A 24529-nucleotide genomic window follows, 5' to 3' on the forward strand; every position below is an offset into this window, starting at 1 on the left:
ATTGTCATATAATCCAAGATTATCGCTTTTTTACGACATAGTTTTTGGATGAAATTCCTATGAAATTTTTTTAGTTTCTTTCAATTTTCACTTTACTTCCACCCATTCCACATTCTGCCGGAGTAATCATAAGTTTTACTGGTACTCTGCTCTTTATGGATTCTACATGGCTGATAATTCCTACCTTCATCTTTTCATTATGAATTCTTTCTAAAGAACTCATAACTACTTCTAGAAGTTCATCATCTAAGGTTCCAAATCCTTCATCTAAGAAGAATAGTTCAAGCGGTGCTGTTCCTTTTAATTGAATCTGTGCTGATAGCGCTAAAGCTAATGACAATGAGGCTAGGAAAGTCTCTCCACCTGATAATGTTGTCGCATCTCTTCTAGCTCCACCATTTTTATAATCTCTTATTATAAATCTACCATCTTCATCTACTTCTAACCCATAATTTCCATGAGTAATTTCCTTTAGTCTTTTAGAAGCTTCAATGGATATATACTTTAATTTATTTACTGCAACAAACTCTACAAATTTCTTTCCTTTAAATAGTTTCTCTAAATCACTAAGTAAGGCCAATTTATGTTCTAGTTTGGCTTTCTTTTCTAATAGTTCCTTTTGTTCTTCTAACTTTGTCTTTATATTTCTTAATTCTTCTTCAATTTTAATTTTATTTTCATTAGCTTCGTTTACTTCTTTTTCTTTTTGCTCTTTTAGTAATTTTATTTGAAGGTATTCTTCTTCACTTAATTCTTTTCCATTAATTTTATTCTGTAGACTTTCAATTGCACCTTTAACCTTCGACATATTATCTCTGTAAGTTTCTATCCTTGATTTGTACTTACTTATTTCATCTCTTTCGATAAGGTTATTCTTAACATCTTCTAATGATTTAAACCCTTCGCTATCAATCGCCACTTCCAATTGTGCTTCTTCATCATTTTTTCGTTTACTTAATTCTTTATATTTGCTGATTGTACCTATAAGCTTTTCATTGCTTTCTGTAAATTCTTTTTCAATTCTATTCTTTCCATTTTCAAGCTTTTCGAATTCTTCATTTATAATGTGTATATTTTTTTGTACCTGATTAAGAAGCAACCTTAAATCAGCTTCATCATTAACTTTATTTCTTATTGATTGTAATTTTTCTTCTTTATTTTTCTCATTACTTTCTAAGTCTGCCTTATCTTTAGTAAGATTTTCTTTTGCCAAAGTAAGTTCATTACTTAGTATTTCTTTTTGCTTTTCTAAATTTTCTACTAGCTCTCTATTTACTTTAACTGCCCCAGCTAATCTTTCTCTTTCTTTTTCAACTTGCTTAATTTCTTCATTTTTTTGGCTAAAGCTATCAACTAAAGTTTCTGCTTTTAATGTATTTACTCTATTTTTTATATTATCAAACTCTATTGTATTATCATTAATGCTCTTTGTTAATTCTTCCAGCTGTCTTTGATTTGTTCTTACTACAGCTCTTAGTTCATTTATTTCACCATTTTTAATATTAATTTCATTTTTTAATTTATTGATGTATTTTTCTAGATTTTCTTTATCTTTCGCATAATTTTCTAAAACTTTTTCTAAATTTATAAATTCTTCTTGTAATTTATCTAAAGACTTTGCATTCTTATCTATTCCTAAAGTACGAATTTCTTCTTCATTAGCATTAATTTTATCTTTATAATTCTTTATCTTGGTTTCATTCTCAATTATTTTACTACTACTGAGCTTAATCAATTTTTCTTTAACCTTAATTTCATTTTCAACAGGTTTAATATCTATTATGCCTGAACCATCTATATTTTCTTTTGTATGATGGGTAGAACCGCATACTGGACATTCTTCTCCTTCTTTAAGTTCAATCCTAAGGGCATGAGCTAAATTTTCTCTCATAATTTCCTTATGCTTAATCTTAATATCTTCTAGCTCTTCTTCCAGATTCTTTTCCTCGTCTTTTTTACTAAGAAGCTCAGAATTTAATTTTTCTATTTCTTTATTAGATGAATCAATTTCTTTAGTTAATCTATCCAGTGTCTTAAATTTTTGTTCACTTTCAACAATTACTTGCTTTAAGTTAACTAAATCTTTTTGGTCACCTGGTGGATTTTTGATTAAAAGATCATATTGTGATTCTTTCTCTTCTAATTCCTTGGTTCCATTATCTAATACATCTCTTAATGCTTTTCCTTTTGATATAGTTTCAGCATTTTCTTTTTCTAGAAAAATCTTTTTTTCTTTTTCCCTGGAAATAATCGAGTCTAAATTAAGAAGCTTTTCTTCTAAAATAATTCCTTCTTGAACTTTTTCCTTAAGAGCTTCATCAATTTTTAACTCATTATATACTTTTTCATCTTCTTTAATTTGATTATTTCTAGACTTAATTTCTACATCTATTTTTAGAAGCTGACTTTGACTTTCCTCGCATTTCTTAAGTGCAATTTCAATTTGAGACTTTAATTTATCTATGTTGCTTTTAATAATATCTAACAGCTTTTCCTCTTCAATAGCATCTTTAACTTTTTGTTCTTGAAGAATTAACTGCGGAAGTTTGTTATCTTTATTACTCTTAGCTACACTCCATAATCTCTCGATATTTTCTTTTTGTTCTTTTATCTTTTCAATTGCAGCTTTTAGCTTTTCTAATTCAAGTTCATTTTCCCTAAACTCTTTTATAGTATTCTCAAAGGCATTTATATACGGTACGACTTTCGCCCCCGCTTCCCCTAAGTTTACTCTATCCATATATTTTTTTATTTCTTCTTCTTTTTCTTTTAAATCTTTTTCTTTATTTTTATACTCAATTAAATCAATTTGTAAATTCCATATTTCTTGGTTTTCTTTATAACTCTTTTCTACTATTTCCAAATCATTTTTTAAAGTCACTAAATCATTCTTTAAGGTTTCTAAGACTTCTTCTTTTTCTTTTAGCTTTTCTTCGCTTACGTCGTTATATCCACTTAACTGCCCAAGCAAAACACTATTATCAGTTTTTTCTTTATTTATCTTAGCATTAAGTCTTCTAGATAAATTATCCCCGAACTGCTGAAGATTAAATAATCTTTCAAGCATATCTCTTCTGTCTTTCCCCTCTAGTTTAAGAAATTCACTAAACTTACCTTGGGGCAAAACAACAGTTCTTGAAAAGTCATCTAAATTAAGCCCTAATATTTCTTCAACTTTTTTATTTATAGTCTTAACTCCATCAGCTAAAACTTCCTCTTGCATATCGGTTATCTCAACTATTTTGCACTTTCCAGAGCTTATTCCACCATCTTTTTTTCTTCGAAATTCTCTATCAATAGTATATCGTCTATTCTCAGTTCCTGATATTTGAAATTCAAAACTCACATTAAGTCTTTCACAATTAGTATTTATATAATTTGAACTCTTTCTAGCTACATTTCCATATAGTGCTAAGGTTATTCCATCTAATATAGTTGATTTACCACTTCCAGTTGGTCCAAATATACCAAAGAATCCTCTATCTGTTAACTTATCAAAGTCGATAGTCTGCTCATCTATAAAGCTGTTTAGCCCTTTAATCCTCAACTTGATTGGTCTCATCTTCTCCACCTTCTTCATCTATAATTGATAAAAGTAATTCAACAACCTCGTCCTCTGGAGATGTTCCTCTTTCTTTCATATAAAAGTCTTTAAAAATTTCCCCGAAAGATTTCTCAGTGAAATTATGATCAACCTCTTCATCTATGCCTTTAACCTTAGGCATTATTTCCAAGATATCTTTCTTTAAATCTTTCATTTGCTTTATTTCATCTTCTCTTATATATCTATCTGTGCTTATTTCAAGGTAAACCCAACAATCTTTATCTTTATTTTCTTCACATTTTGAAATAGCATCTTCAATACTTGAACACTTCCAAATTTCAATTGGCTTATATACTTTTAAGTCCACTTCTTCTATAATGCATTCTTCACTCGCTTTAACATCAACTATAAAACATTTCTTAGTAAAGCTTATTTCTTTCTTATTATAGTGAATTGGTGAACCGCAATATCTGGCTTTTCTTTCTGTACCCGGTACTATCTGTGGTTTATGTACATGTCCTAATGCCACATACTGTGCCTCTTTTGGAAAGCAGCTTCCATCTACTATGTAAGTTCCTCCAAGCTGAATACTTCTTTCAGAACCACTTTCTTCACTTCCCATAGCAAAGAGATGCGATACTGCTAAATTAATAGTATCTTCTCTATAATGCTCTTTTAGTGAATTGAACAAGGAAAATATTCTATCACTATAGGATTTAGCTTTTTCCTCCTCTTCATCCATTCCATTATAGATTACTTCATTTAGTCTTTTCTCACTTGGATAGGGTACAGTTAAAATAACCGCCTTTTCATTGTTCATTTCGATTTCAACAAAACCTTCTCCTGAAGCTAGTACCTTATGTCTCCCATATTCTCCACATTGAACCATGGTCTTTGGAGTACCCACCATAATAATTCCATGATCACGCGCTAAAGGTCCTGCTGCGACTAGTCTATCTGGATTATCATGGTTTCCTGATATAACTAGAGTAAGCCTTTCCCCGTTTTTTGATAATTTCTTCAAAGTATCATAAAACATTTTTTCAGCTCTTGCCGGAGGGTTTGAATTATCATAAACATCCCCTGCAATCATAACTAAATCTATATTATTATCTTCTACAATTCTAACAAAATCATCTAAGAATTCTTCCTGCTCATCCATTCTGCTTACGCCCTCTAAATTCTTACCTAAATGCCAATCTCCAGTATGTAATATCCTCAAAACCTAAACTCCTCCCCTTAAGTATATTTATATTCATAATCTATACTGCTTTTATTATAGCCTACTTAAACATATTTTTTCCAATACTATTTTGTGTTTCATTCAATTTCAAATTGTACCCGTACATTTGATAAATCAGAATAATATTAATATAATAATAACATTATTTGCAATAATTTTATTTATTTAAATCATGCTATGTTAAAAACAAAACATTCATCTATATTGGCTAATTAATAATAATCTAAAAAAGGTGGGAAATATTTTATGGAAAAAAGTAAAAATTTAAATACCAATGAAATGGTATTAATGGGGCTAATGATTGCTTTAACTTATTTAGCAGGTAGTATAATTAAGATTCCATCCGTTGGTGGCTTCGTTCAAATAGGTGACTGTATGGTATTCTTATCAGTGATTGTTCTGGGTAAGAAAAAAGGGGCAGTTTCAAGCGGCTTGGGGATGTTTCTTGTTGATGTATTAGGTGGGTATTATTTCTGGGCACCATTTACATTAGTAATTAAATGGGGAATGGCTTACATTGCCGGGTCAATTTTAGAAAGAATGCCAGAGAATAAGGCCGCAACCAAATACACAATTGCATTCTTAGCTAGCGGCATATTTATGGTAATTGCTTATTTTGGTGCTGGAATAATAATATCTGGTTTTCTAACAGAAAAGATAGGTCTAATACAAGGAATTGCATTTGCTGCTAAAGATATAGTTGGTAATATTATTCAAGTATCTACTGGAATAGTTATAGCATTACCATTAAGTGCCGTGATAATAAAGGCCAAACAAGCTGTATTTGCAAATTAGAGGTTTTGCGAATCATCCGAAATATAAAAATACTTGCAATATAATAATAATTTAAGTTTACTGCTAAACAACCGAACGGGAATATATGTGTTTACTCCGGTTCCCAGAAGATTTTGCTGGGTTATTCTAAGACTATAAGTTGTACCCAAAGTGCTTGCTTCAATGGCTACGCATTGAACAAGCACATTTGGAACAACTTATAATCTAGAATAACAGCCAGCAAAATCTTCTTATGAACACTCCGTAAAAACATATATTCTCGTTCTTTGTTTATTAGTAAGTTTAAAATATAAATATATTAATGCAAGTATTTTTATATTTCTGTGCTGGCAATACTTTTAAATATTTAGATTAATTTTCCACTTTACTCTTTAAATTGCCGTGTTTTAAACTTCTTTAATATGTTTAGGCATCAGCATTGATAAAATTAATGAAACAACTGATATCCCTACAAGTATTATAAACAATACATGAAAAGAACTATTTAAAGCTAACCTTATATGCTCACTTGTGACAGCTGCATTATATTCTGATGACTTATATAAATTGCTTGGGTCTACCCAATTGATTCCTATATTAGTAAAGTATTTCACTATGTATAAGTTGAATATATATCCAAATACACTTACGGCTATTGTTTGCCCTAACGTCCTAATCAAGGAATTAGTAGACATTGCTACACCTCTTTTATTATATTCAACAGACTCTTGGACAATTATGGTTAAAGTAGTAAAGGCTCCACCAAAACCAAGACCTATTATAAACACATAAATTAGTACTAATGATATCGAAGAGTTTACACCTAAAGTAATTAATAATAATGTACTGATAAGTAAAATACTATTAGATATCAAAATTACTACTTTACCACCGTATTTAACTATCTTTTTCCCTAAAACTACCGATGCTATAAGCCAAGAGATCGACATAGGAGCTAAGGCTAATCCTGATAATTTTGCACTATATCCTAATACATTCTGCATATATATTGTTAAATAAACATCTGCACAAATCAATATAGCTGAAGCCAAAAAACTTATTAAGTTTATAAGTATGCTCTCTTTTGTAAATATATCAAAAGGAATAATTGGTTCCAGTGCTTTTTTTTCTATTTTATAAAATACTATTAGTAATATAATTGTTACAGCTAATGAAATTCCTATGAATGCATTCTTATTAAAACTTATGCTATCAGCTGACATAAAAATATTTAAAAATATAACCATTGCAGCCGATAAAGTAATAGTACCTGCAAAATCTATGGTATGCTTTTTCTTCTCAAAGTTTTCGACTAGATTCCTTTGAATAAGTATGACTGACAATATCCCAAAAGGTAGGTTAATAAAAAATATCCAATGCCAAGATAGCACATCTATTAAAATTCCTCCTAAGAATGGACCTCCAAGGCTTGCAATTCCCCATATTGAGCTTATAATCCCTTGGATTTTAGGTCTTTCCTCAATAGTAAACACATCTCCAATTACTGTGTATGTAACAGTGAATATTGCACCTGCACCTATTCCTTGAATTGCACGTGCTCCAATCAACATGTACATACTCATTGATAATCCACATAAAAAACTTCCAATTAAGAATATAATTATTCCAATAGAAAGCATATTTTTTCTCCCATATAAATCAGACAGCTTACCATATATAGGCGTAGAAATTGCAGATGTTAATAAATACACTGAAAAAACCGAACTAATAATTTCAAATCCCTGCAAATCTTTTACTATTGTTGGAATAGCCGTAGTTACAACTGTTCCCTCAACAGCCCCTAAAAACATTGCTACCATTAATGCTATGAATATATTTCTCTTTTTCGAATTCATTATTTAAAATCACTTCCTTATAAAATTCCTATGTAACATTTATTAGTCGAACTTTATAATTATATCTATAGTATTCTATTTATACAACTTAATAATATCTTCAGAATTTCTTTAGGATAATTTAACTTGATGTAATTTTGATTTATGATATAGTATTATGGTGGTATATATAAACACAAATTTTACAGTTTCAAAAGGAGTAATTATATGAAAGAATCGTCCATATCACTTTCTTCATTTTTTAAAAATCGTTTTGTTCAAGTAATTATGGTTTCTTCTATTTTTCTACAAATAGGTATATGGGTTCGTAACTTTGCTATATTATTATTTGTAATGGATAAAACAAATAATGACCCAGTTGCAGTTTCTTTAATTTCAGTTGCTGAGTTTGCCCCAATATTTATATTCTCATTTATAGGAGGAACTTTTGCAGATAGATGGCGTCCAAAACGTACTATGGTTTGGTGTGACTTATTAAGTGCTATTTCAGTTTTTGTAGTTCTGCTTACGATAATATTTGCTACATGGGAAGCTGTATTTTTTGTAACCTTTATTTCATCTATTTTATCGCAGTTTTCTCAGCCTTCTGGAATGAAATTATTTAAGGTTCATGTTCCCGAGGAATTTATGCAAACAGGAATGGCTATTTTTCAAACACTTATGGCTATTTTTATGATTATAGGGCCAGCGTTAGGTACTATTGTTTTTCAAAAGTTTGGAATAGATATTTCTATATCGGTAATGGGAGTCGCTTTCTTACTTTCAGCTGCAGTATTAACTCTATTACCAGCTGACAAAATAGTTGAAAAGAAAGAAGTCACAACTCATTTCTTAGAAGAATTAAAAGAAGGTTTTATTTATGTTTGGGAGCAAAGAGCTCTTACAATACTAGGATCTGTTTTTGCAGCAGCAGGCCTTGCTGTTGGTATTATACAACCGCTTGGAGTTTTCTTAATAGTTGAAAGACTCGGACTTCCTAAAGAAAATCTTCAAATATTACTTATGGTAAATGGAGCAGCCATGTTTATTGGCGGAGGCTTAGTTATGACAATATCAAAGAAAGTAGCGCCTCAAAAACTCCTTGCACTAGGACTTATAGTTAATGCTATCTCAATGGTTGGAATGGGATTATCCTCAAGCTGGATTGTTATTCTTTTATTCCAATTCTTTAATGGATTTTTTATGCCTTGCATTCAGATTGGTATAAATACATTAATTCTACAGCTTACAAAAACAGAGTTTGTAGGAAGAGTAAATGGAGTATTAAATCCTATGTTTATGGGATTCATGGTCATTACTATGTCCATTACAGGTTGGCTTAAAAGTCAATTTTCATTGACTATTCTTTACATTTCAGCTGGATTGCTATTTCTGATAGGAGCTATGCTTACTTCATTGATATTTAATGCTTCGACGCAGCGTGAAGTAGATTCAGCACAATAATAAAATAGGAAAGTACCTCTAAATACTATATTTAGAGGTACTTTCCTATAAGTAATAAATCATGTAATTATTATGATTCCACTGGAGCTTTCGGCCCATCTAAATCTAATTGATAAAAAACTAAGTCAAGCCATTTCCCAAATTTATATCCTGCCTTTGTTATTGTACCGGAATACTTAAATCCAAACTTCTCATGAATTTTAATGCTTCCTTCATTTAAGCTATCAATACATGCCACCACAGTCATATACTCATCTTTATTAGCGATGTCTATTAATTCTTTTAATAATAATTTTCCTATTCCTAGATTTCTATAATCTTTATGAACATATATTGAGTGCTCTATTGAATATTTAAAAGCGGGATAAACTCTAAATGATCCATATGTAGCAAATCCAACAACTCTCTCATCTTTCTCAAATACTAACAACGGACTTCCATCTTGTTTCTTTTTCTCATACCACTGTTTTCTTTCCTCAAGAGAATGTTCAGTATAATCATATATTGCTGTTGTATTTAAAATAGCATCATTGTAAATTTCCAAAATATCAAGTAAATCTTTTTCTGTAGCTTGTCTTATCATCTTTTTTATTCCTTTCGTGTTAAACTTATCTTTCTATATTTTAACACCTTATATATAAGAGGTAAAATTTTTTTATGCATTTGACTGCCCCCTTAATATTCTCCTTTGCATTACTTTGCAGATCTATGCTTTCTGATATTAAATAAAAAATTAAGTTTGATATCTATATTTTGTCTGTTTTTAATTTTTTATAAAATGTTTCTCTTAATGGTAATTGAGTACGAAATTTACCATCTAATCGATAATAAGCAAGAGAACAAGCCGGAGCTGTTGGAATTAAACATAATTCTCCACATCCCTTTGCTCCATAAGTTTCAGGTATTTTCCCTTTTCCCTGCACAAGAATTATTTCAAGTTCTGGAACATCTTTTGCTCTCATAAGCCCTAGAGTGCCTAACTTAGTCTTAGGGTAACCTCCTTCAACTCTAAATTCTTCAGTTAAAGCATATCCTAATCCCATGACAATTCCACCTTCAATTTGACCCTCAACTGATTGAATATTAACAGGTGTACCAACATCATATGCTGCTACCACTTTTTCTACTTTTCCTTTTTCGTTAAGAATAACAACTTGAGCTCCATAACTATAACTTACATGGCTAATTGGATTTTCTTTTATTGCTCCCATTGGATCAGTCTTTGCAGAATATTCTCCATGAAATTCTCTTCCTTCTAAATCTTTAAGTGTTAATCCTTTTTCTAATTCTATTTTCAATTTTTCCGATACTCTTCTTACAGCTTCACCAGTTACAACAGTTTGTCTAGAAGCTGTACTTGTCCCTGAATTAGGAGTACGAACAGTATCTGCTTTTTCGTGTACTACTAAGGCTGGATTTAGACCAGTGGTCTCACATAGTACAGTCGCACACATTGTTCCAATGCCTTGTCCCATACATGCTGCTGAAGTTCGAATATGAACTTTACCATCCTCAATAGACAAAATGCATCGACCAATATCCTTCTTTCCTACACCTGTCCCACTATTTTTAAATGCTATGGCAATACCTGCATATGGATTTGATTCATATATATCCTTAACAGCTTCTAAACATTCTGCCATAGCAACGCTTTCATCTGCTATTTGACCATTTGGTAATACTTGACCTGGACGTATTGCATTACGATAGCGAATCTCCCAAGGTGATATCCCTACCATTTCTGCTAATAGATTTATATTATTTTCAGTAGCAAAACAACTTTGAGTTACACCAAATCCTCTAAATGCTCCAGAAACAACATTGTTTGTATAAACTGACATTCCAAAAATATCAATATTTTGATAGTTATATGGCCCTGCCGCATGTGTGCATGCTCTATGCAGAACGGGCCCTCCAAGAGATGCATATGCACCTGTATCTGCGATAATAACAGCCTTCATAGCAGTTAAATCGCCATTTTCATCACATGCCGTTGTAAATTCCATTTCCATTGGATGGCGTTTAGTATGATAATCTAAACTCTCCTGTCTAGAAAATTTCACTTTAACTGCTTTTTTAGTGTGCCATGCCATAAGTGCTGCATGATGCTGAACACTCATATCTTCTTTTCCACCAAATCCACCTCCAACAAGCTGTGTCCTACAATGTACTTTTTCTATTGGAATTTGAAGCATCATAGATATTTCTCGTTGTTCATCATATACTGATTGCCCTCCAGAATACAGTAAAATACCTTCTTCTCCTTCTGGCATGGCAATTGCACATTCTGGTTCCATAAATCCATGTTCCTGAAATGGTGTCTTATACTTTCTTGTTACCACATACTTAGAATTTTTAATTGCTTCATCTGCATTACCACGTTGCAAAGCCGCTCTACTCATAATATTCCCATCAGCATGAATTAAAGGTGCATCGGCCTTTAACGCATCTGTAGGAGAAGTAATTGGTTGTAGTTCTGTATAATCTACTTCGACTAATTTACATACTTCTTCAAGTTTATCTTTATGATAAGTTGCTACTAACGCTAAAGAATCTCCTACATATCTTGTTATATCTCCTTCAGAAATAAGTACATCCCAATCTTGCTTTGCATGTCCAATAATATTATTTGGAACATCTTTTGCTAGTAATACTTTAACACAATCTGGATGTGCTTCTGCCTTACTTATATCAATTTTATTTACAATAGCTCTTGGATATTTTGAGCGAACAGCTTTAGCATATATCATTCCTGATAATTCAATATCATCAACAAAAATACCTGTTCCATTTACTTTTTCTGTTACATCGATACGTTTAAATTTCTGCGCCATTTTAAGTTCCTCAGGAGAAGTTGGAATTTTAAGATTATCTCTAAAGTATTCTGCTGCCATTAAAATAGCTTCTTCAATTTTCTTATATCCAGTACAACGACATATATTTCCATGTATTGCTCTCTTAACATCTGCTGTTGTTGGATTTAAATTCACATCTAATAGTGCTTTTGCGCAAATTATCATTCCTGGAATACAAAAGCCACATTGAACCGCACCAGCTTCCCCAAAGCAATATTCATAGACTTCTTTTTCCCTTTCACTCAAGCCTTCAACAGTTAAAATGTGTTTCCCTACTAATTTTGCTGTTTTTTGTATGCAAGCTTTTACAGCTTTACCTTCTACTAAAACAGTACATGTCCCACAGGCTCCTTCACTACATCCATCTTTAGCTGAAGTGATCCCTAGATCATCCCTCAAGAAAGATAATAAATTTTTATCACTCTGTGCAACTACCTCTTTTCCATTTACATTAAGAATAAACATAAATAAGCCCCCTATCCTATAGTAATTTAACATTGTAATTATTATAGAATGGGGGCTATTTTTCATCAAATTCTTTGTCAAAAGAACTTGCTTTGCAAAAATCACAAAATCCTAAAATAACCTATTAAATTCTTCTTTTGCATACTTTCTCACATTCTCTTCAAACTGCTCATACTTATTTAAAAATTCCAATCCTTCTTTGGTTAATGAAGTTTTTCCTCCTCTGCTCCCTCCATGCTTTCTTTCAACTACTGCATATCCTAGTTCTTTTTCTAGTTTATTTAACATATCCCACGCTTTACTATAAGATAATGCAATGTGCCTACATGCACTTCGAACGGAATGTGTATCTTGAATCAAAAGTAAAAGTAACTTTGTCCTTGAATTAAAAAGTAGTGTTTCCTTTTCAATGCTAACTTTAACGAAAGGATGCAGCATATGCTCATTATGCTTTTTTAAAAGTTCATTCAATTGATTAATATTATCAGTATCATGAATGATACCTTTATCTTCTACATTTATCAATTTTCTTTCTATGCCAATACTCTTAATAGCACCTTCCATTCCCATATTTCCATCATACTCTAAAATTCGAGGAATTAATTCTGAGGCTATCAAAAGAGGATGACCAGCTTTTCCATGATAAGATGGTGAAATTATTTTTTCATCTATTTTTATCATCTCGCGAATAGTATCTGGTGTAAACATAGGAATATTCACAGGGGTAAATATTACCTGCTCGCATTTATTCATCAAAAATTCTAATCCAAGTTTTGCTGAATCAAACATCTGTGAGTTTTCATACTGATCATTTCTCAGAAAAATGACCCCATAGTGAGCTAGATGATGCTCTATTTCTTCTGATTCATGTCCAGTAATTATCACAATTGGTGAAATACCAACACTTTGAAAGGTTAAAATAATTCTTTTTATTACAGTTATAGAACCAATTTGAGAGAGTGGGTTTAATTCATTTCTTTTTGAAATCTTTCCCGCCGCAACTATTAATCCACCTGTTGTTTTTTTCTTATCTGTCTTCATATCTGTATTAGTTACTCTATGAGCACTACTGAATTTCACATCCTTTCATATTTTGTAAAATAATTAATTTTCAATATGCTTTTAATAATAAACATTATAAATTGAATTTTATATAATTTTATCATAAGGTCAATAGATTTCAATCTTCTTATTCGCTTCTTATGCCAATGAAATGCGCTCGTTGTAAATAAAAACAGACTTTCAAGTGAGAAAGTCTATCCCTATTAGAATCATAATTACGTATCCAGAAGTTGGATTCACCTTTAAGCTTTTTAATTATTAAAAATCTTTACATAAACCTTGAATATATTATTTTTGCACTCTGCCCAAATTTCACCGTCATGCAGTTCTATTATACTTTTTGAAATAGCCAAGCCAAGCCCTGAACCACTTGCCTTTGAATTCCTAGACTTATCTCCTCTATAGAATCTATCAAAAAGCATTAATGTATCTTCAGAAATTTCTTCTGTTATTTCATTTTCAAATGTAATAGTCACATATTCATCATTTTTTTTCAAATTTACATATACCTCTGTACCTTCTACTCCATATTTCACTGCATTGGATAATAGATTTTCAAAAACTCTTCCTAATTTGCTTGAATCAACACTTAGAATCACTTTATTATTCTCAAATTCTTTTTTAAAATTCATATTTCTTTTTTGAGCTTCTATAAATAATTCGCCTATACTCTGCTCTAATATCTCTATTACATTTGCCTCATTCTTTTCTAACGCAATTCCATCACATTCTAACTTTGAATATTCAAACAAATCATCTATAAGCTGTTTTAACTTATATGCTTTTTCAATAGATATACTAATGTATTTCTTTCTATTATCTTCCGTTGTTTTTTCGTTTTCTACAAGTTGTAGGTACGCTATTAATGAAGTCAGCGGAGTTCTTAAATCGTGAGAAACATTAGTTATAAGTTCTGTTCTAAATTTTTCTTGTGCTCTTTCCTTTTCAATATTCTCTTTAAGCTTTTCTGCCATATTATTCATGCTCTCAGCTAAAAACCCTAGCTCATCCATCCCCTTCTTGTTAATTCTATAATCTAAATTTCCACTTGAAAATTCAGTCGCACCTTTAGCTATTGTTTTAATGTATTTCACCTTTCTATTTGTTAAAAAGAACGTTAAAAGCATTGCAATAATGACTGGTATCATTAGAATACATAACATAGTATTTTCACTAAATCTAATTGGCTGCTTGTTCCATATTACAAGTTTTTCTGTTTGATTATCTATTGTTATATCATACCATTGATAGAAATTTCCATCCTCATATTCTCTATGAAAGTATTTAACTAAATTTTCAACATTAAGTTTATCTTCTTTTATATTCTTAGATTTTAGTAATATTTGTCCATTCCTATCTATGACTACAATATTTACATCATTTAATTCGGCGACTTTTTCTAAATATTCCTCACATGATTTATCACGCTTATTTACATAACTTTGTACTTTAACAAAGGAACTATTAAAATGATTAATCTTTCCAACAATAGTATTTTCGTTAAAGAAAGACATAATTCCATATATTCCAAGCACTATTATTAAAACACTTATCACATTCATTAATATAAACTTTATATTTAAACTACTTATGCTTCTTATTATTTTATTTTTCAACTATTCCACCTCTTACTTATCAATTTTATATCCAACACCCCACACTAATTTTATATATTGAGGCTCTTTAGGATTAATCTCTATCTTCTCTCTAATATTTCTTATGTGCACCGCTACAGTGTTATCTGAATTAAAGAAAGGTTCATCCCATACTCTTTCATATATCTGTTCAGTACTTAGTACTCTACCGATATTTGATGCTAAAACTTTTAATATATCAAATTCTCTAGGAGTTAATCTAACGAAGTTATCGTCAACAAATACTTCTCTAGTTGCTGTATTTATTACAAGTCCATCTATACATATCTCATCACTAATTTCTTTTCTTGGTTCATTAAAACTTGTAGTCCTTCTAATTTGAGATTTTACTCTGGCAACAAGTTCCAAAGGATTAAATGGTTTAACAACATAATCATCTGCACCTATATTTAGTCCTAAAATTTTATCACTATCTTCACTTTTAGCTGATAGCATTATTATAGGCATCTTTTTCTCTTCTCTTATTCTGAGGCATGTCCTGATCCCATCTAATTTGGGCATCATTATATCTAATATTATTAAATCTATAGCTTCATTTTTTAATTTTTCTAAAGCTTCTAAACCATCAGAAGCTGTGATAACATCAAACCCTTCATTCATCAAATAAATTTCAATAACTTCTCTTATGTCTTTTTCATCATCTACAACTAATATTGATTTTTTCTTTTCCATTTATTATCCCTGCCTTTTCCTTGTCATTGAATCTTTGTATTTGCATATTCTACAATAAACATAATCACTTGAAAAAATAATCATTAATGGCATAAGAGGATATGAATATCTACTGTATGTGTAATACGGCAAGTAAACCACATTCATGACTATTATTGCTAGTGCAATTATTTGCTTTTCTAAATTCCATTTTCCTTCTTTAGTAGTATTAATAATTCCCAAAATTGCTGTTACTAAAATAAGATAGTGTTCTACCAATGCCCAATCATAGTTTATACCTAAGATTTTATCCCAATAAAATGGTTCATACCAAAAATAAAAAGTCTTTCCTAGGGTATACCAATATGCAAATTTAAGAGGTTCTTCTTTTCCATATATCTTTAATCTTTCTATTCCTGCTTCTACCTCATATTCATTGCTTTGTATAGGATCTTCACTTGACCTATACTCAACTCCCCATCCTTTATCTTGGTTATAATTAATAAAAGTGCCTTGTAAAAATGGATTACCGCTAGACTTTGTAAATGGTATAAACATATTAAAATTATTGTAATTTCTTATCCACCAAAGTGACATTATAATACAAAATATACTTACTACTATACTAGCATATTTAACCACTTCTTTCAGCTTATACCTACTTTTAATCCAAGCTATAAGTATTACTAATGGGTATACTGCTATTGTAGGTTTAAATAAACAACCTAGACTCCAAACAATGCCTGCCAATACATAATACTTTGTTTTCTTAGTTTCTAACGCGTTAATACTTAAATGTATAAGAAGTAAAATCAGAAACTTAAATGTAACTTCCATGAGTATAAGATTTGCAGCATATATTTCAACAATATAAATTGAATCAACAATGCAAGCTATTAGAGCTGCCTTCTTATTAAAAACTTTTTTTCCTATTAGAAATATTAAATTTAAGCTGCATATCTGCAAAACAACTTGAAATATTCTAAATGCCATAATAGCTTGAAATTTCCCAAATATTATTACAAAGAACGAAAGTATAAAGGTTAGTCCTGGCATTATATAAACTGTCGGCTTGCTTATATCTTCATACGAAAATATTCCATTCTCCACTAAGTTCCAGGCACTTCTTATATATTTAACATCATCATTATCAAAATTCTCCAAGCTTCCAAGCAATGTAGAATTGCCATGCTTGAAAATTGAAATAATAGCCACTATTATAAATGATATCTTCAAAAGAATAAGCCCAAGCTTTATTCTTTTATCCTCCTCACAAACAATAACCATGATTTTCACCTCATCTTGTAATAATAAATGTTCCAATTATTATAAATACTGCTCCCAAACCTTTACTAAGTGTAAGGCACTCCTTGAATATTAAAACTCCAGCAAGTATTCCTAATACATAACATAAACTTTGCAATGGATATACTCTGCTCAACTCTTCTTTCGATAATAAATAAAACCAAATTATTGTAGCAAACACATATATAATTCCTCCGGCTAATATATAAGGATTAAAAAACATATTAACAATTCCTTGAATTGAGAAGTTGAAACTACTTTTTCCTATGCCAATCTTCCATAATACTTGACCTGACACTAGCATTATTATGTTTATAAATAATAATAAATACATCATTTATTCTCTTGCTCCTTTATAAGTTGCCAAATCACAGCGTTTTCTTGAATTAACCTAACTAATCTTCTCCTGATCTCATACATTTGTCTCACCCAATACACTATAATAAAAATTAATATTATAAACAAAATCAATATTCCATTCATTCTCTACTCTCCTTATTTATTAATAATTCTGTTTCTGAGCTACTATTAATGTTGATAATGTCACTTTAACCATGTAGTATATTGATTTCATCGGTGTTATAGATGACTTCCCTTCATGCCTCTGCCTCATATTTACACCAATCTCCCTAACCTTCAAACCACTTTTATATGCATATACTATGGTTTCTACTTCTGGGTAATCTTTTGGGTAGTATTTTGCAAAAAGTTCTATTGCTTTTTTATTTATTAATCTATAGCCCGAAGTAGTATCATAATAATTGCTTCCACATAGGAACGAAACTAATTTAGAAAAATATCTTATCCCCATTGCTCTAAATATACTTGGTATATAATTGGTCTTTTCCACAAACCTTGAACCTATAATCATATCAAAACTGCTTCTTTTCATTTGTTTAATTAAATTCTCCAAGTCCTTTGGATCATGCTGACCATCACCATCTATTTGAACTGCCACATCATATCCCTTATTTAATGCGTAAATGTAACCTGTCTGAACAGCTCCTCCTATCCCCAAGTTCTCACCTAAATTTATAACTTCTGCACCCGCTCTCTTAGCCTCAAAATACGTATTATCCTTAGAACCATCATTGATAACAATAACATCTGAAAATGTATTATTATCTTTTATTGAAGTTACAACATTGTATATATTTTTCTCCTCATTATAAGCTGGTACTATAATCAAGCATTTCATTAACCTCACTCCTTTTTCCTTCATTTGGTATATTTTAATTTTAGTTATCAAAATTAAAGAACTATTTACTAAATTTATGAAGAAATTATGAAGTTCACATTTTTATTAATCTTAGCCACACGAAAATAAAAAACACGACTGTCTACAAGAAGCTCTGCCAGCCTCATATATACAATCGCGTTTTTTAAACATCTTTTTTTATTTTTATTGTTAAACTATACTAGATTTCTCTTTAAAACTTCTCTACTTTTCGCTTTTGATTTAAGCATTTTATATATCACTGCAAGCATTATAAACCATATAGGTGTTACAAATAGAGCTACACGAGTTTCATTATTAAATGCTAATGTAATTATAACAAAAGCTAAAAATGCTAGAATTATATAGTTCATAATTGGGTAAAGCGGCATTTTAAATTTGTTCTTCGCAGCAAGTTCAGGATTAGTTTTGCGATATTTCAAATGGCAAATAACTATAATTGCCCAAATGAAGATAAAACAAAATGTTGATATACTTGTGATTAGAACAAATACTCCTTCTGGCATAATATAATTCAAAATGACTGAAATCAAGATAACAATCGCTGAGAACATTGTAGCATTAGCAGGTATTTGATTAGAAGTTAATTTATTCATTGACTCAGGTGCATTTCCTTCTTTTGCAAGAGAGTAAACCATACGACTTGTACTAAATATGCCACTGTTACATGCAGAAGCCGCTGATGTTAATACAACAAAATTTACAATACTTGCTGCTGCTGCAATTCCTACTGCCGAAAACACTTGTACAAATGGACTTTTATCTGGATTAATTGAAGTCCATGGGTATATGCTCATGATAATAAAAAGAGCTCCTACATAGAAAATAATGATTCTAATTGGAATATTATTAATAGCCTTTGGAATAACACGTTCTGGATCTTCAGTTTCACCAGCTGTAAGTCCTACTAATTCGATTCCAGTAAAAGCAAATACAACCATTTGGAATGAAAGAATAAATCCAGTTGCACCTTTTGGGAACATTCCACCATGACTCCAAAGATTTGTAAAGCTAGCTGCACCAGCATCTGTAGAAAATCCTTTAATAACCATAAATGTACCGATTATAATTAGTGCTAAAATTGCAACAACTTTAATTAAGGCAAACCAGAACTCCATTTCACCAAATAACTTTACTGCAGTAAGGTTCATAATCAATAAAATTACAAGGATTATAAGACTCGGAACCCAATTAGCTATATTCGGGAACCAGTATTGTATGTAAAGTCCCGCAGCCGTCACATCCGCCATCGCAAGTGAGATCCAGCAGAACCAGTAGGTCCATCCAGTAATAAACGCTGCTCTTTCTCCTAAATAATCATATACAAAGTCTACAAATGAGTGATAGTTTAAATTAGAAAGTAATAATTCCCCAAGGGCACGCATAATAAAAAAACAAATTATTCCTGTTATCATATACGCAAATAATATAGATGGTCCTGCCAAGTGAATAGATCTTCCCGAACCAAGGAATAATCCAGTACCGATTGCGCCTCCAATTGCGAGTAATTGGACATGACGATTTTTTAGTCCTCTTGATAAGTTTTGATTTTCTGATTTTAATTGATCCATTTTATCCCTCCATCTTAGTAAAAAGGCTTGTACTTAAAACTGCCTTTTCCTATATAAGTATTTTTTGATCGGAGATACAAATGGGAATAGATAAGATCTAAATGAAGTAATCGACACTGCATTACCAATAAAGTAATTTACAATGTATTACTTTTGTAAGATATGTTATCTGTCCCCTGTCCTTTTACCTGAGAGTTTCGCTATGCAACTTTCGCATAACTTTCTCCTTCGGTGCTCTATTTCGAGTCTCTCCAAGGGTTCATCCAATAACGGTCATCTCTAATTAAATAGGTACCTGAAAGATTTACTTCTTCGGTGAACGACCATAGTCGTTTCTCTCCCGCTATCTTCATCTGAACTTTTAAATTTTATATATAAATTATTAAATTTTACCGTTTTATCTTAATACATTTTTAATAAAATTGCAATATTTTTTTCATTCTAATCAAAAATAGATATTAATCTTATCATAATTTCCAAATTTTTATATAAGAAATGAACATTATGTTTTTCTAAAACTCCTAACAAAAACCCACGACACTTGTCGTGGGTTTCATAGTTAAATATACCAATTTGGATTAAATCATTTCTCTAAACTGTGATAAATGAGCAATTACAAATTCTGCTCCCCCCATGCCCATAGCAAAGAACACTAAAATGATAACTAATATTATCGCACTAAAATCATATTGTATTTTTTCTTCACTATTTATCATGTAGGCTACGATAATTTCTATTCCTACACTTACCAAAATAATAGGCCACAGAGATGCGATGAAAAGAATATTAATATTATTAGTAATCAGTCTAAGTAAAAACATTATCCCAAAAATAATCAAAACAATTCCTGATGTTAATGTGCCTACTCTACGTCCTTTACGCATCAATTTCACTCTCCATTTTCTTCCCTTTGATAAGCCTTATACCAAGTGCAATAATTGCTATTCCTATAATCAATTGAGGAGATTGCCTCATAATATTATGAATGATATTATAAAATTCATGTGGAATTAAAGGTCGTAAAAAATCCATTATGTTTTCTGATAACAAATATATTCCTAGAAACAATAGTACTACTCCTGATATTAGTCTGTGTTTTGCGAATATATCTTTATCTAGTATTACTAACTTATCAATAGAAAATAAATATTTATCTTCTAAAAGTAATAGCTTATCGTCATCTAGACCCATTCTATTTGTACAATCAAAAAACGAGTAAAACCAAATAAGTGGCGCTATAAACAATAATGGCCCTGTATCAAGCCAAGAAGAAAGAAATATCAGAAAGAAAAACACGGACATGAAAGATACACCTGTCTTCATAAATCCCATATACATATGTCCTGCGCCAGGCAGCATTGAAAGAACAAAGGTTAAAAATTTACTTTTTTTCTTTATCATTAATAAAAACCTCCAATTTGATTATTTTTTCTGAAAAGTTATTGAGATTTGCATTAACTGAATTCAAAACACTTAAATCTGGCGGTTTCACATAATTCGCTTTTGAATTAGCCAGAGAGTTTAATCCATTTGAAAATACCATCATTAATGCTATACTAGCTGCAACTGCAACTTTAACACAGTAAAAATTAAACTGAATATTACGTCGCTTCTTATCTTTTATTCTAATCTGTACTTTTTCTTGAAATCCTGAAGGAGCTTCTGTAAGTTCATTATCTTTAAAACTATCTGCAAATGCGCCAGCACACTCTTCACACGCACTAATATGCTCCAATATGAAAATCAATTCTTCATCCCTTAATCTATCAAACTTAAGTATCGTTAATGCTTCTTCTGTCAAATGGCCTTCTTTATTAAACAATGTATTATTCACATAAACTCCTCCTTCCATAAATCCTTTAATAATTTTTTGGATCTATAAAGCTGCGTTTCTAAAGTTTTAATATTCTGACCCGTTTCCTTTGCTAGATGTGAAAGTTTTATGTCTTTGCAAAAATAGCTTACTGCTACAGTCCTATAAGGTTCTTTTAACCTATTACATAAACTTAATATTCTTTCCATAGTATTTTTCTTCACTACTGTTTCCTCTGGTGATTCTCCCCTATCTTCTAAACCTTCATACTCCTCTTCTGATAGACTAATTGTTGTTCTTGCTTTACTCTTAACGTAGTCTCTGCATTTATTGGCAGCAATTGTAGTAAGCCAAGCCTTAATATTATTTCCATCAAAACTTTCCCATTTTTGATATGCAGATAAAAAGGTTTGTTGCGCCAAATCTTCAGCATCAAAGTAATTTTTTGTAAAGGATAGACAAATAGTGATAATTAATCGCTCGTATTCTTTTATGCAACTTACAAATTGTTCTTTTTCAATAGCTATCACCACCTTAATTAATCCTTACAATTAATATAACGATTAAGAAATAAAAAACACCTCAATATTTATCAATTTTTTCTAATAATAACCTAATTAATATTTAGATCATAAATAAGTCAAATCATAAATTAAATAATCCACGACATTTGCCGTGGATTCTATGGTTTAAATAAATCATAATCCTTGCCTATGCTAAATTCTAATGATCACGATTAACAATATAATTCAATAAATGTCTTAGAAAAATTATATTACGTGGCATGTCCTTCAGCTCTTCCACGGCAAGACAGTAATGTTCCCAAAGCTCTTTTCTCGCACCTTCCTCACCTAATATTAACACATAAGTGGAACTGCGATTTTCAACATCTCTGCCAATGGATTTTCCAAGCATTATAGGATTACCTTCAACATCAAGTAAGTCATCCTTAATCTGAAAAGCAATACCAGCATGATAAGCAAATCCTTTCAAAGCCTTAAGTTCTAACTCCTTTGCACGGCCGAGAATTGCAGGCATTATAAGAGAAGCTTCGAATGCCAGCCCAGTTTTATAAAAACACATTAAGTTCAATTGCTCAAGTGTCAATTTTTTCTCTTTTGAACCTAAATCCATTGCTTGTCCCCTGCACATTTTCTCTGTCGTTCCAGTTGAGTATCGTATTAATTCAAGGACAGTATCTGAATCAAATTGTTCAAGAGACGTCTGCTCCTCAATGGCCTTCTGTGTTAAGAAAAGGCCTGTTAATTCAGCTGTGGCAACATCATATACTTGATGTAGTGTTGGATAGCCCCTCCGTGTAGGTGCATTATCTTGGGATGGTAAGTCATCAAATATCAAAGATGCAGTGTGCATATATTCCAAAGATTTCAGAAGCGGCAGGATTGCTGACTCATTCAAATTATATTCTTTAGTGCCTATCATCCAGGCCACTATTGGTCTAAGTCTCTTTCCATCACCTTTTAGGCTATAATTTGCAGCATCAATTATATATTCATTTTCCAGAGAGATATTTCCTGTCTTTTTAATATTTAAGATATTGTTGATTTGATTACGTACAGTTTTGATAGTATCTAAGAATTCTTCCTGTTCTTTTCGTTCATTCTTTAAGATAGTAATCATATGATCCCGAAGCAGCTTATCAAAAAAATCCACATCATCTGCTTTTTGAACCATGCTCTGAACAAGATAATTAAATTCCGGATTTTTAGGAGCAAATATCCCCATAACTTCGTTATATTTTTCAATTCCCATTCGCGTCTTAAACCGTTTTAAACCATTTATTGCACGATCTAAAATAACCTCACAAGTCTTTCTATCTGAGTTATACACATTTTCAATTAAATTTGAGATAACAGTCCAATATAATTCAAATGGATTTATAAGATCCGCGCGTGTATCATGATATTTCATATAATATGTATATGGTGTTACCGCTCCATCTTCCATATCATCAAACATATCTACAAAATCATCTGCCAGTTGGTTATATATGCCATAAAAGAAAGTTCTATTGTCAAATCCATCATCCTCAGTTGTACTGATTACTGAACGGGCAATCAATCTAGACGAAGCTGATTTTAAAATGACTGGTATATAAAGCTCTTCATTAGTGTAATTTGCATTCGATAGAGTCTTTACACGATCTACTTCCTGTGAATAAAAAAACACATAGGCTTCCTCTAAAAATGATTTCATTTTCTCTGGTTTCTGATGAATCTTAATGTACTCAAAAGCCTCTTTAAGTTCAGAATGAATATACTTAATTAACTCTGCATTCTCTCCAGTCCATTCGCCTAATTCTGGTACAACTCCTGTGATAATCGTGGTACGTATTAAATTAGAATACCGTTCCGTCTCTTTTGCACTTAGAACTTTTGCATCCAAGATATCATCAATAAACGGATAAGTCAGCCCATATGAATAACCTAACCGAATAGCTCCATCAAGTTTTCGAGTACGCTCTTCAGTAGATAGCCCGTCATCCATCTCTTCAATTTGATGCATCATTACTCCTGCAATGATTTTAATGAGTTTTCTTAGCGCATTCTCAGCATCCATCCCCTTTGGAATATTAGCAGATACATTCTTTAGTTTGTTTATCAGCCATATCACTGTAGATTCAATGCCTTCCTTCTGAGCTTTCCTATATAGCACCGCCATACTAACCGTGTCAGTCTCTTTTCTTTTTGAGCTCATGTATGCCGCAAGATGTTCTTTTAAACTATCAATTGCACGCCGGATTTTCATCTGTGTATCAGGTGAGTCTAACGCTTTACCCAAATCTCTCATAAAAATATATGAAATACTTCGATCTAGATAATTATCAAGTTTACCTGTATAATTCAGCCATTGTATATAACCACGATAATCCTGCCTATCAGGTGCTTTCTTTATACGATAAAAAAGGGATAAAAAAGAGCTCTTTTGAATATGACTACGCTTCCACCAATGTATATTCTTTGTTAATATAGGAACATAAGCCCTTTCCGCGACCTGCATGTAAAGTGATTTAAAATAACCAGCAGCCTTCTGC

Annotated in this window: 19 protein-coding genes and 1 riboswitch; of the genes, 2 read left to right on the forward strand and 17 right to left on the reverse strand. The window is 31.2% G+C overall.

The window, feature by feature from the left end; translation table 11 throughout:
- Window positions 1–70: 70 nt before the first annotated feature.
- Window positions 71–3562: an AAA family ATPase gene (locus CLCHR_RS02805; protein WP_079438165.1), complete on the reverse strand. Its 3492-nt coding sequence runs from the start codon at window positions 3560–3562 to the stop codon at window positions 71–73.
- Window positions 3537–4766 (reverse strand): exonuclease SbcCD subunit D, encoded by a 1230-nt coding sequence (locus tag CLCHR_RS02810; RefSeq protein ID WP_079438166.1) that lies wholly within the window; start codon window positions 4764–4766, stop codon window positions 3537–3539. Before CLCHR_RS02810 ends, CLCHR_RS02805 begins: the two co-directional genes overlap by 26 nt.
- 267 nt (window positions 4767–5033) lie before the next feature.
- Between CLCHR_RS02810 and CLCHR_RS02815 the strand changes: the two genes are divergently transcribed.
- Entirely contained in the window at window positions 5034–5582 is a 549-nt protein-coding gene (locus tag CLCHR_RS02815) for an ECF transporter S component (RefSeq protein WP_079438167.1), read from the forward strand.
- A gap of 386 nt (window positions 5583–5968) precedes the next feature.
- Here the strand turns inward: CLCHR_RS02815 and CLCHR_RS02820 are convergent, their stop codons facing one another.
- Complete coding sequence (locus tag CLCHR_RS02820; protein WP_079438168.1) at window positions 5969–7417, reverse strand: MDR family MFS transporter; 1449 nt, start codon at window positions 7415–7417, stop codon at window positions 5969–5971.
- A 207-nt stretch (window positions 7418–7624) separates the two neighbouring features.
- On the opposite strand from CLCHR_RS02820, the gene CLCHR_RS02825 reads away from it, so the two are divergent.
- Window positions 7625–8860 carry an MFS transporter gene (locus CLCHR_RS02825; protein WP_079438169.1) on the forward strand — a complete coding sequence of 412 codons (1236 nt, stop codon included), beginning with the start codon at window positions 7625–7627 and terminating at the stop codon, window positions 8858–8860.
- A 70-nt stretch (window positions 8861–8930) separates the two neighbouring features.
- On the opposite strand, the gene CLCHR_RS02830 is transcribed toward CLCHR_RS02825, so the two are convergent.
- The 14 genes from CLCHR_RS02830 to CLCHR_RS02895 form a co-directional block, all read right to left on the reverse strand.
- Window positions 8931–9443 (reverse strand): GNAT family N-acetyltransferase, encoded by a 513-nt coding sequence (locus tag CLCHR_RS02830; protein ID WP_079438170.1) that lies wholly within the window; start codon window positions 9441–9443, stop codon window positions 8931–8933.
- A gap of 163 nt (window positions 9444–9606) precedes the next feature.
- Window positions 9607–12180: a selenium-dependent xanthine dehydrogenase gene (gene xdh, locus CLCHR_RS02835; RefSeq protein ID WP_079438171.1), complete on the reverse strand. Its 2574-nt coding sequence runs from the start codon at window positions 12178–12180 to the stop codon at window positions 9607–9609.
- Window positions 12181–12291: 111 nt separating this feature from the next.
- Window positions 12292–13221 carry an NTP transferase domain-containing protein gene (locus CLCHR_RS02840; RefSeq protein WP_079438172.1) on the reverse strand — a complete coding sequence of 310 codons (930 nt, stop codon included), beginning with the start codon at window positions 13219–13221 and terminating at the stop codon, window positions 12292–12294.
- Window positions 13222–13493: 272 nt separating this feature from the next.
- Complete coding sequence (locus tag CLCHR_RS02845; protein ID WP_079438173.1) at window positions 13494–14858, reverse strand: HAMP domain-containing sensor histidine kinase; 1365 nt, start codon at window positions 14856–14858, stop codon at window positions 13494–13496.
- A 12-nt stretch (window positions 14859–14870) separates the two neighbouring features.
- Window positions 14871–15569 carry a response regulator transcription factor gene (locus CLCHR_RS02850; protein ID WP_079438174.1) on the reverse strand — a complete coding sequence of 233 codons (699 nt, stop codon included), beginning with the start codon at window positions 15567–15569 and terminating at the stop codon, window positions 14871–14873.
- Window positions 15570–15572: 3 nt separating this feature from the next.
- Entirely contained in the window at window positions 15573–16871 is a 1299-nt protein-coding gene (locus CLCHR_RS02855; protein ID WP_242965983.1) for a glycosyltransferase family 39 protein, read from the reverse strand.
- Window positions 16846–17190 carry an EamA family transporter gene (locus tag CLCHR_RS02860; protein ID WP_079438176.1) on the reverse strand — a complete coding sequence of 115 codons (345 nt, stop codon included), beginning with the start codon at window positions 17188–17190 and terminating at the stop codon, window positions 16846–16848. Before CLCHR_RS02860 ends, CLCHR_RS02855 begins: the two co-directional genes overlap by 26 nt.
- Before the next feature lie 165 nt (window positions 17191–17355).
- Window positions 17356–18051 (reverse strand): glycosyltransferase family 2 protein, encoded by a 696-nt coding sequence (locus CLCHR_RS02865; RefSeq protein WP_079438177.1) that lies wholly within the window; start codon window positions 18049–18051, stop codon window positions 17356–17358.
- Between the two features lie 215 nt (window positions 18052–18266).
- Complete coding sequence (locus tag CLCHR_RS02870) at window positions 18267–19661, reverse strand: amino acid permease (protein ID WP_079438178.1); 1395 nt, start codon at window positions 19659–19661, stop codon at window positions 18267–18269.
- Between the two features lie 166 nt (window positions 19662–19827).
- A riboswitch (glycine riboswitch) is annotated at window positions 19828–19926 on the reverse strand.
- 313 nt (window positions 19927–20239) lie between these two features.
- Window positions 20240–20545, reverse strand: coding sequence for a hypothetical protein (locus CLCHR_RS02875; RefSeq protein WP_079438179.1), 306 nt, complete (start codon window positions 20543–20545; stop codon window positions 20240–20242).
- On the reverse strand, window positions 20538–21062 hold the full coding sequence (locus CLCHR_RS02880; protein WP_079438180.1) for a hypothetical protein: 525 nt from the start codon (window positions 21060–21062) through the stop codon (window positions 20538–20540). Before CLCHR_RS02880 ends, CLCHR_RS02875 begins: the two co-directional genes overlap by 8 nt.
- Window positions 21043–21495 carry a hypothetical protein gene (locus CLCHR_RS02885; RefSeq protein ID WP_079438181.1) on the reverse strand — a complete coding sequence of 151 codons (453 nt, stop codon included), beginning with the start codon at window positions 21493–21495 and terminating at the stop codon, window positions 21043–21045. Before CLCHR_RS02885 ends, CLCHR_RS02880 begins: the two co-directional genes overlap by 20 nt.
- The gene (locus CLCHR_RS02890; RefSeq protein ID WP_119366652.1) at window positions 21492–22004 is read right to left on the reverse strand and encodes an RNA polymerase sigma factor; all 513 of its coding nucleotides are present in this window, start codon (window positions 22002–22004) and stop codon (window positions 21492–21494) included. Before CLCHR_RS02890 ends, CLCHR_RS02885 begins: the two co-directional genes overlap by 4 nt.
- Window positions 22005–22197: 193 nt before the next feature.
- Window positions 22198–24495, reverse strand: coding sequence for a polyprenyl synthetase family protein (locus tag CLCHR_RS02895; RefSeq protein WP_242965984.1), 2298 nt, complete (start codon window positions 24493–24495; stop codon window positions 22198–22200).
- Window positions 24496–24529 lie beyond the last annotated feature (34 nt).

The organism is Clostridium chromiireducens, assembly GCF_002029255.1.
GTDB lineage: Bacteria > Bacillota > Clostridia > Clostridiales > Clostridiaceae > Clostridium > Clostridium chromiireducens.

Coding starts and splice junctions, on each gene's coding strand:
- CLCHR_RS02805 (WP_079438165.1), bottom strand. CDS start 3,562: ATGAGACCAATCAAGTTGAGGATTAAAGGGCTAAACAGCTTTATAGAT.
- CLCHR_RS02815 (WP_079438167.1), top strand. CDS start 5,034: ATGGAAAAAAGTAAAAATTTAAATACCAATGAAATGGTATTAATGGGG.
- CLCHR_RS02820 (WP_079438168.1), bottom strand. CDS start 7,417: ATGAATTCGAAAAAGAGAAATATATTCATAGCATTAATGGTAGCAATG.
- CLCHR_RS02825 (WP_079438169.1), top strand. CDS start 7,625: ATGAAAGAATCGTCCATATCACTTTCTTCATTTTTTAAAAATCGTTTT.
- CLCHR_RS02830 (WP_079438170.1), bottom strand. CDS start 9,443: ATGATAAGACAAGCTACAGAAAAAGATTTACTTGATATTTTGGAAATT.
- xdh (WP_079438171.1), bottom strand. CDS start 12,180: ATGTTTATTCTTAATGTAAATGGAAAAGAGGTAGTTGCACAGAGTGAT.
- CLCHR_RS02840 (WP_079438172.1), bottom strand. CDS start 13,221: ATGAAGACAGATAAGAAAAAAACAACAGGTGGATTAATAGTTGCGGCG.
- CLCHR_RS02850 (WP_079438174.1), bottom strand. CDS start 15,569: ATGGAAAAGAAAAAATCAATATTAGTTGTAGATGATGAAAAAGACATA.
- CLCHR_RS02860 (WP_079438176.1), bottom strand. CDS start 17,190: ATGATGTATTTATTATTATTTATAAACATAATAATGCTAGTGTCAGGT.
- CLCHR_RS02865 (WP_079438177.1), bottom strand. CDS start 18,051: ATGAAATGCTTGATTATAGTACCAGCTTATAATGAGGAGAAAAATATA.
- CLCHR_RS02870 (WP_079438178.1), bottom strand. CDS start 19,661: ATGGATCAATTAAAATCAGAAAATCAAAACTTATCAAGAGGACTAAAA.
- CLCHR_RS02875 (WP_079438179.1), bottom strand. CDS start 20,545: ATGCGTAAAGGACGTAGAGTAGGCACATTAACATCAGGAATTGTTTTG.
- CLCHR_RS02880 (WP_079438180.1), bottom strand. CDS start 21,062: ATGATAAAGAAAAAAAGTAAATTTTTAACCTTTGTTCTTTCAATGCTG.
- CLCHR_RS02895 (WP_242965984.1), bottom strand. CDS start 24,495: ATGCAGGTCGCGGAAAGGGCTTATGTTCCTATATTAACAAAGAATATA.